Below are 12,160 nucleotides of genomic sequence, written 5' to 3' on the forward strand. Positions count from 1 at the left end.
ACGCAGGCCGAGCCCCCTGCCACTGTCCCAACCCATGAATCACATGGGTAACGAGACTGCCGGGCAGTGCGGTTTGGTTCGTGATCAGCTTACGAAAATGGGGGAGGGCAAACAACGCAACTGCGCTGCGTTGTATTTGTTGCGCGAAATCAAACCGTTCGATGGGGCCCGCTATGTGGCGCGACGTTTAGGAGCGTTACATAGCGGGCACGGGGCGCGAGCAGAACCAGTAGCAGTAACTACATAGGGTTCGGTAGAACCGCAGCCAGTGGATTCATAGGATCGATACGTATCCTTTATCACTGGAGTGATGTGACGATGAAAATCGCGATTTTCTTGGACTGGGTTCAGATGCGTATGCCATTCCTTACCAGGTGGGCGGGGCGGCTGGGATTGCTCCTAGGCCCCGTTCTTTGCGTTCTACATCTGATCGCCGCATCAATTTTTCCACCATATGGGAAACTCGTACTCGCCCAATATGATGCGGTCCAGCTCACCGGAAGCCTCCTAGCCGCTCCGACTGCGCAGTATTTCATTCTGTTGGGCGCGGTCTTCGGTGTCCTCTGGGTGTTCCTTTGGGCTGTCCGGTGTGGCTTGGCTCTGCGTAGTTGGATCATCTGTCGGCGGGCGGCCTGATGAGCATTGGCACGGCTGAGGATTTCGCCGGATTCAATTGGGTATTCGGGCTGTGGGAAAACGTTGCGTTGACGATCCTGACTGCCACCGAGCCGCTATTTGTCGCATTCAACGAAACCAGCAACGCGCTTATCGTTGCGGTTGGATTTGGATGGATGCTGCTCGTTGCATTGCGCGTGGGGCAAGGAGCTGCGCGAACGGTGTTGTCAGGAATTATGATTTTCCTGGTTGTGGCGTACGGAATGAGACCCGTGACCGTGACTCTTCCAAGCGGAGCAACGGTCCGGCTGGTCGAAGCTCAGGCGGTGCCGCTCAGTTTCGTGATGACGATTCACAAAATCTACAGAGAGGCTTTTGATCAGGTCCTGAGTGATCAAACAGTGGCCGGGACAATCGTCCCTGCGCAGTCCGCGATTGACAACATGGTAGGTCGATCAGCCGAAGTGTTTGCCGGCAGTGATTTGGCCCGGCTGATTAGAGATTACAACGCCAGTTGTGCCCCGGCGCCGGCTGAGCTTGCCGGTCCCGAGCACGCGGCCAAAGTGGAAGCTTTGCAAGCTATCGGGCTGCTCGGCGGTGGTGGCTTGGGGATACCGGATGAAGAAGTCGGCGTGATAGCACAAGCACGCACCGCTATTGGCGGCGCGTGGACATATGTGTTCGGTTCAGCCGAAGAAAATGGAGGTTGGGGAGCTTATCTGTTAGGCGGCGGGGCTGCCCGGACTAGTCTGGGTCAGGTGCTTGACCAGAGAGCTATCCAGTCGCGTCGTGAGGCCGGGATTCGTGCTCTTGAATCTGCCGGGCCGTTCATGGGGGACCGCTATGCACTGCCAACACAAGCGCATTGGGCCGCCAAGCTTGCAGGCGAATCTCAAGCTACGCCGTCTTACTTGTCGATCAGCACAGTGTCAGGTCAGGAGTCGGCTATCGTCGGCGACGATCAAGGAATAATGTTTCGACCCACCAGTTGCATCGAGGCATACAAAATTGCCCAGATGGGCGCTGAGCAGGCGTATCAGGCGTTGCGCGAGTCGGGTGCGGTTATAGCAGGTGGGCAGAGAGTAAGCGCTGAGGTGGGGGCTGTCAGTACAGCGACAGCTTGGCAGAGATTCATGGCTGGTTCTTTGCAGAAAACGGCGGGCCTCTCTCGTGGGGATAGTGAGGTTGCTGGGAGCTTCTTAGCCGCGGCTCAGATGTGGAAGAACTTCAGCGGGTGGCTTGATCTGCAAACGCTGTTACCTGGTTATGTGATCATGTCAGCCTGGTTGTTTTGGATTGTGTTACTCCTCGCGCCGTTCTTCTTGATGCTCGCACCTCTCAGGGGCGGTAGGATGTTGACCAATTGGCTGTCGCTGCTGATGCTGCCGGTCATCTCCGTCATGACCGCACAGATGATCACTGTTGCGGTGTCCCAGACTGTGGCTGCTGTTGCGGTTGCCCAAGCGGGGGCTGCTAGTGGGTGGTCAGGCGTCGGAGCGGACTATGACGGTCTTCGTGGGTTGATGTCAGCTATTGCAGCTGTATCACTGGGCATTTCCACCTGGATCACTTCGAGTATGCTAGGTGTATCGTTGGGGGGGTTGGCTGGTAGCCTGTCCGGCGCTGTGGCAACTGCCAGCGATGTAGGACGCCTAGGTATGAAAGCGGTTGGCTTTGCCATGATGGGCTCCCGAATTGCTAGCATAGCGGGAGCGGCCTCGACTGGGCGCAGGCGTGGCTCTAAAACTCAGTCGGGCAACGAAACCCCTCCATCCATGCCACCGTCAGCCAATCCGGTTGGGCCTAGCTCGATTCCCACATTTCGGCCCGGTAGCCCTGGTGTGAGATCGCTAAACCCACCGAAAGCCGGACGTTAGAGTTCGGGCAAGGGGGGCGGCGCTGACCGCCCTGGTACAGGTGATGACGTCGCTTTTTGCGGGGCTCATCTGTACAAGCCCTCCATTTCCGAAAGAAGCCAACAGATGCATTCGCGGCGCCCTAAAAACTCAATTGGGGGCACCGCTTTTGCGTTGCCGAAGCAGTTGGCCGCACAAGCTCGCAACTGCCGTTCCAGTGACTCGCCTTTGAGGCTCCCCTGAGATGAGTCTCTGATTCTTCGCCCTGCCATTGGCATGGCGTCGCCAGACCCAATCAAGCCTGCGCCACACCAGTGGCTATCCAGCGAAAATCTCCGAAAAACCACTGAGAATCATCGGCGCACCCTCTCGTGCTTTGGGGGACTGTTGATACACCCCGGCTTATCTTTGAGATCCGCCAAGAACTCCTCGATTCCCACTTGGGGTAGTGAGCATTTTTTTCCGGGGCCCGATGACACCATGCCAAGTGGTGTTTTGCTTCCCCCTCTACTGGGAGTGGAGATAAGCATGAAGACTCTTTTGATCACGGTTATATGCGCTGGGGGAGGGTATTGGCTGGGAGCGAATCGCTTAGTACCTCCTTGGCTGGTAATCGGATTGGCAATTTTGGGCGTGGGGTTATGGGCCATTGCCGAGTGGATTGAGCTCCGGGAAGGGAATGACGAGGGCAAACCATGATGTATGCCGATATGAAGGATCTCGCTGTGCTATCTGCAATGTTTCCTTCCTGGAGTTGGAGATTGGCGGTGAGACGACGGGTATTTGTGGCGTCGGAAGGACCGGTCATCCGACTCTACTGGATGCCAGCCCTTTTGAGCCTTGACGAGTTTCGTGCGCAGCTTTTTGTGAGGGAGCTCAACGCCTTAGGCGCGTCTGGTGGCTCAAGACAGGGGGAGTGGTGATAATGGCAAATTGTTATCAAGGAGCGTGCTGTGTGAAAAAATGGAAACTGGTGATGCTGGCCGTGGCATCCGCCTCCCTTGCCGGGTGCTGGCAGAGCGATTACGCCTTTGAGGGGAAATACTTCGCTGCGGAGGGAGAGGAGTGCGCGACCCCTACTAGCGCCTCGGATCGCGAGCAATATCTTCTGGATATCACCAAGCAGGTCCACGATGGTAAAGCCTTGTACTCGGCCAGATTCCCAATCGCTGCGAAGCTGGGAGCTCCTCTCACCAGCGAACAGAGCGTGGCTGCAACAGACGATAATGAGCTGACTTTCCGGTTCACTAAACCTGAGGTCTCCGGAGTGTTTTCAGGAAGCCCGGCAGTGGAAATCGAGCTTACTGTCGTGCCGAACAAGAGCAGGAAAGATCATCTCTGGATGAAAAAAGCAACGTTCACCAGCGTTCGAGACGGGAAGCTCATCGAACGAGATTTCTTAACAACTCTGAGAGCTGCAAGCAAGGTCGGGGAGTCCGGTGCTTGTTTGAGAAAGGATAGCGTCACTCGTTGACGTCTAGAGCGTTGCCAAAATCAGAGAGGGAGCGTCAAGGCGCTCCTTTTTGTTACCAAACTAGACTGGCCGTCATGCTTGCCGAGATCTTAAAAATCTGGGCGGAAAGCTGTTCAGGGCCTAGCTCAAGGCCAGGAGCGGGACCCAGCTCAAATTAAGCCTGCTAGGGCCTACAAAAGGTGGCATGCGGACCGCGAGCGTACGTCAGCGTTTCTGAAATGCTGAGCAGCGGTAGCACCTTGTCGGAGGTATGCTCATCTACTTGTGTATTTCTGTCAGTACCTGACATTGGTCGGGGCAAGCCGTATGCCGAAGCGTATGTGTTTCACTATCTTTTTTTTTGTTCCATAGCCCTTTTTTTCTTGCAGAATGGAGCCGATCGACCGAGAGACAGCCTGCGTGCGAGCTGCTAGATTCTGCTCAAGCAAGGATAATCGGTGAACCCACCGCGAGCATGATGAAGGAGCGCGAAACGTGCAGAATGTGCTGGTGCCTACTCTCAATGACGGCCAGTATGATTTTCTCCGCCTCTTCCAGATCTGGGAGGCAGTCAGCTCTGCCCCTCAAGGAACACGGTTCGACTTCACGTACTGCACGTTCCTACGGCCGAATGCCGTGGCTTTTCTCGGAGGGCTCGCGCGCCTCGCCCAGCATCACAACTATCCGGTGACATTTGCTTGGGAGACCATAGGTGGCGCTGTGATGGCAAACCTTTGTCAGAATGGGTTTGCCAGCAGCTTCGGACACCCATCCCCCGGATGGAATGGAAATTCGATTCCGTTTCGAGAGGACCGGGTTTCGGCAACCGATCCGATACTCGACTATCTCACCGACCTCTGGCTTGGCCGTGGGTGGGTGCAGGTAAGCCCTTTGTTAAAGGATGCGATTGTCGGAAAGGTGTGGGAAATTTACACAAACTCGTTCGAGCATAGTGGGTCTAGCGTGGGTGTGTACTCGTGTGGGCAGTATTACCAAGCTATGAACCAACTCGTGCTCACTGTGGTCGATTTTGGTATGGGGATACCTAACAAAATCCGGGGCTACCTACAAAGTGATCCGCGCGCCGCGAATCTGCTGTCTAGTTCATGTCTTGAGTGGGCATTCCAGAGTGGCAATACCACCAGCCACAAACCTGGGGTCGCGCGGGGGTTGGGACTAGATCTTCTTAAAGAATTTGTTCGGGTTAATCAAGGTTCGTTGGAAATTTACAGCAACAATGCTTACGCCATAGTCGATAGAAACGGTCAGCGTTTCCAGGATATGAACGGTAGTTTCGCAGGCACGGCGGTACTGATTAAGCTGAACTGCGATGAAACGCTCTATCATTTTCGAGGCGAATTTCCAAGTTGAGGAGAAGATGTATGAGATTAGTTATCAGTGAGACAATAGGTACTCGGTGCATAGTCGCTGAAGATGGCCAGAAACTTCATGACGCGGTTGTAGGCCATCTTCGTGACAAGGAGGATGTATTCCTTGATTTTTCTGAGGTAAGGCAATTTGCATCACCTTTTTTCAATTTTTCAATCGGGCAGTTGTTGAATGACGTATCAGAAGAAAATCTACGGAAATTCCTTCATCTAGAAGGGCTGAATGAGACCGGACGTATCGTTGTGGATCGCGTGATTGCGAATGCTTCGAGATATCAAAATAATGAAGATTATCGAAAGATAGTTGATGATATTCTTGAGCAGCAAGCGAGGGGAGAGGACTAAGATGGCTCTTAACTTGAAGGTTAATGCAGATGTTGTTGACATTTCGAGTGATACCCCAAAGCCTCAAGATGTATTTCTTGTCGATACCAATGTTTGGTATTGGATGACTTATTCCCGTGCAAGCACAGCTGGCGCAAAGGTTTATCAGGTACGAAGCTACCCGACCTATACTAATAATGCGCTGGCGGCTAATTCAACTATTTATCAATCTGGTGTCAGTATTGCAGAGCTTTCGCACATTATTGAAAAGTCAGAGCGTGAGATTTTCAATAAAGCTAATCCGCAGGTTAGCACGAAAGAATACCGTCACAACTTCCCTGCGGAGCGAGCTAATGTTTGTTTGGAAATAGATTCCGCCTGCAAGCAAGTGCTTGCTCTCGGGGAGTCAATGAACGTGTCTATCGATTCGAACATGGTAAAATCATCACTTGCTCGTCTAAAGACCTGCTCGGTAGATGGTTACGATCTTTTCATCCTCGAAGCGATGGCTGCAAGCGGAGTTACTCAGGTCATCACTGACGATGGAGATTTTGCTACTGTACCTGGTATCACGGTATTTACGGCAAACCGGACAATTGTTCAGGCAGCCAAAGCACAAGGCAAGCTCATCGTCCGCTAAACCGAGGGTTACCCGGGCTACATTCTGCATGAAACAACCCGCGCGATATCTGATCCCATTTTTTTGCGGTTATAAAAACGGGGGCTCGCTTGTGCGCGGCCCGCTGGAAAGCACTGGTCTATATTTCTTATGCTAACGGATGTGTAAATGGAAGACGCATTGGGCTTGGTCTGGTCCGTACTGAAGACGTCGGTTACATCCGCAGCGATGGTGCTCGCTTTCGCATGGCTATTTCGTACATGGATAGGCGAGAAAATAAAGGCCAGCCTCAAGTATGAATACGATGAGCGAATGGAGCAGCTAAGATCCGAACTAAAATCCCAGGGGGACGCTAGTTTAGCTGTTCTCAGATCCGAGATGGAGCGTCAGGCCGATAAGCTCAAAATCGCTTCAGCCTCATTTTCTGAAGTTCAAAAAGCGACTATCAGTAAAAAGATTGAAGCTGTAGATGCGGTCTGGGGTGGTGTGATTAAGTCTCGTGCGTCATTCCCTAGTGATATCTCTATCACTGATATACTAACCAATGAGGAGCTGCGGGGCTTTTACACCGATTCGCGGATGTATAAATATTCTTCACAAGTGCACTCCATCGATGAGCTAGCATTCTTTAATGTTGGCCTGGAATCTGTGCAGCTAATGCGTCCCCACTTAGGAGAATACATCTGGGCTTTATATGCCACTTACCGATCTATCCTTGGTAGGTCAATTTACTTGGTCAAGCGGGGGCGAAATGAAGAAGATAAGCTCGTATGGTTTGAAGATTTCAATATTCAGCGACTAGTTGAGTCTGCATTCGGTTCTGAGAAATTAGTGGAGTTTCAGAGATTAAATGGTGGCCGGTACCAGTGGCTGCACAACCAATTTGACACTTTGCTGTTCAAAGCGATTGATACACTCCTAACGGGAAAAAGCTTTGGTGATGCAGCGCTTAGACAGGCTCAAGAAATGGAGTGGCAGATATCGGCGGGTAGAGTGATATCTTGATTCACTGATGCTGAAATGGGGGTAAGGTTTGCCAGTCCACTCTGCGCTGAGCCATGGTGTGCTTTCGCGTGCTGCGCAGGAGATTTCTGGTTCACTCATTCGGAGATTACGAAAACGCTTTCCTCGCGCTCAGAGTAGTTGCCAATCATGTACGTGGCCAAGGCACTCGCTATCCGCTCGGACTGTGGGCTAACCATCGCATTAATCAGGTGGACGTAGCGCGTGAATGGCTGGGGGACGTCACCTTATGCGTCCGGCGATTTGCATACGGAGCTGAGTGACTGTGTTGAACGACTGCATCAGCGTGGTGAGGCTCTTTCCCCCGAGTAGGTTCTCTCACCCCATTTCCCAAGGCATCCACGGCTTGAACACTGCGGACCCAAGCTGTGGTGCGGGAGATTTCTATACTTGGCTTTTCGACCGCAACATCAGGTCCCGAATTCGCCTACTGCAGCACTGATGGCCCGTTTCGACTCCTATATCGTCTCTGACGTTATGCCGTGCTCGTTCAGCGAGAAGCTAGGAGTGATCAGAAATGGCTGAGTACCTTAATGAGTATCCTTATTAATTTTGAATCTGTGAAGATGCACATTTTCAAAGGCCTGCATCGCCCGGATTCGATTCCTGTCTCCGGCACCACATCCAGATGGCCCGATGCAGCTTTCCTTGTTTCCGGCCCCTCCAAAAAAGCCCGCCTTGTGCGGGCTTTTTTGTCTCCTTCATTCCCCTCCTGGCCGCTCCAGCTCACGACTACTTTCGAGTTAGCGGTAAGCCGATTTTCACTTCCGGTTGCACGGCTTTCAAGATAATGCTTAGCTGCAGTTCAGCTTTCGCCCAATGTTTTCAGGGTGTTTTGCGAAAATTTTAAAGATAGTTGTTTTCCTGTTTAGAGATAATTTCTAGATGGCCACATTTTTTCATCACGATCTCCAGCTGCTGAACCCGTCCTTCGACTCGCCTCTGGCGTCGCATCGGAGAGTTAGGCGATTGGCAGCTGAAAGTAAGTGACGAGAAACACCGGCTGTTCCACTTCTTCCCCTGCAGTAGCAGGGTTAGTGCGTGCCAGACACTGGTTTCGACCTTCAGGTAGCAATCGGCCAGAAGGAGGCTCCAGCAAGCAGCGATGAAGCCAAGGATGGTCATTGGACTGAGTCGGCAACCATCATAGTGAGGATTCTGAACATGCGTCGCGCCGCTAGCTGCAAAGCCTTATCACCGCAGTAGAGCCAGTGCATAATCGAAAAGTACGTACGGTTACAACGGGCCAGAATGGAGCCACCAAGATCTCCTAACCGAGCGCTATCACCCTCGACGCTATTCCCTCTTTATCAATACAGATTAAGGCCGTGCATACACCGGGGACGCCATGCGGCTCACCAAGTTAGTCCTGAAGTTAGAATGGGGCTAGGTGCTTGCTATAGCCGAATTTCACCCCTGATGCAAAGAACCCCCCGCAGTCGCTTTTTTTTGTACAGCTCTGGCACTCCGGCGCGTACTCATTCTTCCAGTCGCTGATTGATTTGCGGTAATAGGGATGGATGTCCGGATTAACCAAGCACAGCTGATGGTTGTAGACCGAGATATTCATGTCATATTTAGCCAGAATGCCAACCGATTTGCTGAGTGTGTCTTTGTATTCGATTGGGTCGACCCACAGCTCATCGAGATTAGCCCTGGTGAATCCCATCATTTCAAGGCCCATCAGAGCCACATGATCAACAAATAGCAAATTGCGAGCAATAAACTCACACAGTTCAGGCAGGCGCTGCACTGATAGCTTATGAATGACGACTCGGATCTCAACCTTCTGGCCCAAGCGCTTCAGATTGAGTATTCCCTGAATGGTTTCATCGAATGCGCCTTGGGCCTGGACAATGTAGTCATGCAGCGTCGGATCGTCTGAATAAATAGGAATTCCTATCATCGCGTCGGGCAATTTAATTTCCGCATACTTGTCAGTGAACGCTGGGTCTTTGAAGCTACGTCCATTCGATAGAATGTGAATTGTGGTCCTTGGCAGATAACTTTTTGTCAGGCTAATAATCTTAAGGAAACGTTCCCGGTTGGTCGTCGGCTCGCCCCCAGTAAACCCCAACTCGCGGGTATCTTTGGGGATTAGTGGAATCAAACTCTCGACTTCGTCAAGTATCCACGAGTCATCAGCGACTTTAGGTGGTTGCGAACACATAAGGCAGTAATGATTGCATTGCTCGGTGATCAGGATGCTGTTGTGCGGCGACGATGCCCGAAACAGCACGCGTATACGTTGGCGATCTGCTGAAAGCCGGACAACGTCGTTATCCCCGATGTAGCTGTAGTCATTCGGCAGGACAGAGTAATCAGCGTCTGAAGGCAGCATATCAACCAACTGCCGATGCTTTTCAAGCAGAAGATAGTGTGCGAATCCTTGGGGGATCTGGTGATCGGAAACCAGATAGGCCATTTGCCGTCGCAAGACTTCAGGTAGATTTCTGCTGGTAGAAACCTTGACCAAGGTGAGGTCCTTGTGAACATCCACCGCATGGATCCGGATAATTTTTCCGCCGAGTTTTAGCATCGATTGGCCCAACCCATAAAAATCCGTTTCGTGTGGTCATCGCTTTTCATCAACTCAATGAGATGCTTGAAAATCGCCATATTTCGCTTGCAGAATGAAGATTCAGGTTTTCTTGCCACTACGTCTTTGTGGATGGCGTGATGGTAAACGGGCTCAGCGCCACAATAAGGTTCAAATGCACAGTCAGAGCACATTGGCACGCTTAAGGTGAACGAATTTTCCAGTGCGTCCAAAAGCTGATCAGAGAGGATGACCTCCTCATATGAATGCTCAAGAATGTTACCCAGCCGGAACGTATGGTCACCCATTTCAGCAAGCATACGGCTTTCATCCGAGGCATAGACCGATCCGTCGTAGTTGAATACGATGGCTGCGATACCGGCACCGGCAGGGTTCATTAAATCAACAAACCCTGGGTCTCCGGATGTCAGCATTTTTGTCAGCACGAGCGCGGAATACTGCTCAACAAATCGTATGCCAGACTTGTTCAGCTCAATGATGTACTCAAGCCCTTCCTTGAAAAATTCCAGCCAGCGCTCGGTGTCATACGACATGAATTTCTTGGTCTTGATTGCAAAGCCGTAAGGGGAGAGCGTGCGGAGGAAGATGCCATCAAAGCCCAAGCGCAAGTATTCATCAATGATGTCGCGTGCTCGTGGCAGGCTTTTCTCCGTGGTTGTCATCAGGGCTGACACTTGGTCATAACCGAGGACTGCACGGGCTTTCTTCAAGCCTTCCTCGAAACGCTGGTGACTATCTCGGCCTGGCCGTGGGCGATTCGCATTATGCAGATCCATTGGCCCATCGAGCGAAGATGAAAGCACGATGTTGTGCTGCTTACAGAAATCGAGTATGTCTTCGTTCAGGAGCGACAGCGTGGTCGCAATGACGAATTGCAGGTCACGGCCTTCCTGTAGATTGCGCTTCTTTGCCTCAATAACGACGTACTTCACCATCTCGAAATTGAGCAGTGGCTCGCCACCCTGAAATTCGATTTTTATAGCTGGATTCGGAGACCTAAAAACAAAATCTAACGACTTGTCTGCCATCTCCGTGGTCATATCGAATTCGCCTTTGCTCTCTGACTGCCTCGATACCTGGCAATACGGGCAGCTATGGTCGCAGCGGAGAGTCACTACAAAGATATGCAAATTGGTGAACTGAGCCAATCTTGACAATCGTGTACGGATCTTCAGAGCGAGAAGCTGAAGCGGTGCCTGCTCATTGGGAAAACGAATAAACTGCTTGGACCGGAGCGTAGGGATGAGCCCTGATGAGAGCGGAAGCGTCCTGCTTATGATCGGCTCAAGCATCGGCACCGGTATGACGTGAAATTCACCTGCCATATTGGTGATGACGTACTCGTCGTCATTCAGGCGGTCAAACTTGAAGGGCAGCAACTCGTAGGGATGTTGCTGCGCGTAGAACTCTAGTTTTTGAAATTTACTCACTAGTGAGCCCAGTTTTTGAAAAAGCCAGTCCGAGAATCAGATTCTTGATCGGCAGCGTTTCGATTGCTAGTCGGTGGCGTAGCTGATAATCAAGTGCATCCTTTTTGAACTCTTGGACGGCATGCAGAAAAGACTGCTCGTCGACGTCGATATTCGATGACAAAGCGCAGATCAACTGCCCCCCATCGGAGACGATATCAACCGTCAGGGCATTGATCGATCGATAAGCAGCTTTCTGTAGAACCTGTGCGTCATAAAGCCGCTCATCAAAGACGAGGGTATCCGAGAGTGACATTAGGAGCCTGAATAGTGGGAGCGATGGGAACTGTGCGAAGCGTGGGAGCTATGAGAGCTGTGGTAAGCCATCATTTGACCCTGGTCTCCACGCTTCAGAACAAAAGCGAATTGATCATTGCCACTGCGAACCGAAAGGTCCTCACTTTGAGCTTCCGCTTGGAATGTGTTTGTGGTGTCGGTGCTAGGTTCGATAACCTCGTGGGTAGCAACGGCTGAAGCTTGTTCACCAGCTATTGCCGCTGCCAGGCTTGCCATCGATACCAAAAAGGAGCGTTTTTTCATCACGGGTTTCCCTATTTTTTTTGGGGTTTTGGTGAGTTTCCTTGATGCTTTTCCGTGATGTCAATATGAAATCGACTGATGGCCTTTTACTCGTAATCAAAGCGACAGACGACACGTCTCGGACCATGTACGGTTGTAGGGCTAGAGGCAAAGTGCTTCCTGCTCTGATTCTTTTCCTACAATAAATGAGGCCTTAGCTCAAGGCTCAAAAACTTGCACAACCAGAGCCAGAGGGATAAATTGCCCAGGTCGTCGAAGCATCGGCGACGCGACCTTGGCCGGTCGGAATCGAAAGGCGCAGCAGCGCCAAGTC

10 protein-coding genes are annotated in these 12,160 nt (G+C 51.7%); 6 read left to right on the forward strand and 4 right to left on the reverse strand.

The features are described from left to right. The first annotated feature begins 635 nt into the window (after positions 1-635). From PMI38_RS06505 to PMI38_RS06525, 6 genes are all read left to right on the forward strand, one after another. Positions 636-2,492, forward strand: coding sequence for a hypothetical protein (locus PMI38_RS06505; RefSeq protein ID WP_008091976.1), 1,857 nt, complete (start codon positions 636-638; stop codon positions 2,490-2,492). A gap of 934 nt (positions 2,493-3,426) precedes the next feature. Beyond that, positions 3,427-3,945, forward strand: a complete 519-nt coding sequence (locus PMI38_RS06515) for a hypothetical protein (protein ID WP_008091977.1) — start codon at positions 3,427-3,429, stop codon at positions 3,943-3,945. A 474-nt stretch (positions 3,946-4,419) separates the two neighbouring features. Further along, positions 4,420-5,295 (forward strand): ATP-binding protein, encoded by an 876-nt coding sequence (locus tag PMI38_RS06520; protein WP_008091978.1) that lies wholly within the window; start codon positions 4,420-4,422, stop codon positions 5,293-5,295. Positions 5,296-5,306: 11 nt separating this feature from the next. Beyond that, positions 5,307-5,657, forward strand: coding sequence for an STAS-like domain-containing protein (locus PMI38_RS26485; protein ID WP_081502513.1), 351 nt, complete (start codon positions 5,307-5,309; stop codon positions 5,655-5,657). A gap of 1 nt (position 5,658) precedes the next feature. Further along, positions 5,659-6,276 (forward strand): PIN domain-containing protein, encoded by a 618-nt coding sequence (locus PMI38_RS26490; RefSeq protein ID WP_008091979.1) that lies wholly within the window; start codon positions 5,659-5,661, stop codon positions 6,274-6,276. 147 nt (positions 6,277-6,423) lie between these two features. After that, positions 6,424-7,260 (forward strand): hypothetical protein, encoded by an 837-nt coding sequence (locus tag PMI38_RS06525; RefSeq protein WP_008091980.1) that lies wholly within the window; start codon positions 6,424-6,426, stop codon positions 7,258-7,260. 1,393 nt (positions 7,261-8,653) lie between these two features. Here PMI38_RS06525 and hxsC read toward each other — a convergent pair. From hxsC to hxsA2, 4 genes are read right to left on the reverse strand one after another with little or no spacing between them, the layout of a single operon-like run. Next, positions 8,654-9,817, reverse strand: coding sequence for a His-Xaa-Ser system radical SAM maturase HxsC (gene hxsC, locus PMI38_RS06535; protein ID WP_008091983.1), 1,164 nt, complete (start codon positions 9,815-9,817; stop codon positions 8,654-8,656). Then, positions 9,811-11,268, reverse strand: a complete 1,458-nt coding sequence (hxsB, locus tag PMI38_RS06540; RefSeq protein WP_008091984.1) for a His-Xaa-Ser system radical SAM maturase HxsB — start codon at positions 11,266-11,268, stop codon at positions 9,811-9,813. Before hxsB ends, hxsC begins: the two co-directional genes overlap by 7 nt. Next, on the reverse strand, positions 11,261-11,563 hold the full coding sequence (locus PMI38_RS06545; RefSeq protein WP_008091985.1) for a hypothetical protein: 303 nt from the start codon (positions 11,561-11,563) through the stop codon (positions 11,261-11,263). The genes hxsB and PMI38_RS06545 overlap by 8 nt, the downstream gene beginning before the upstream one ends. After that, positions 11,563-11,847 (reverse strand): His-Xaa-Ser repeat protein HxsA2, encoded by a 285-nt coding sequence (gene hxsA2 / locus PMI38_RS27860; RefSeq protein ID WP_081502514.1) that lies wholly within the window; start codon positions 11,845-11,847, stop codon positions 11,563-11,565. The genes PMI38_RS06545 and hxsA2 overlap by 1 nt, the downstream gene beginning before the upstream one ends. Positions 11,848-12,160 lie beyond the last annotated feature (313 nt).

It is taken from the genome of Pseudomonas sp. GM84, from assembly GCF_000282535.1.
Lineage (GTDB): Bacteria > Pseudomonadota > Gammaproteobacteria > Pseudomonadales > Pseudomonadaceae > Aquipseudomonas.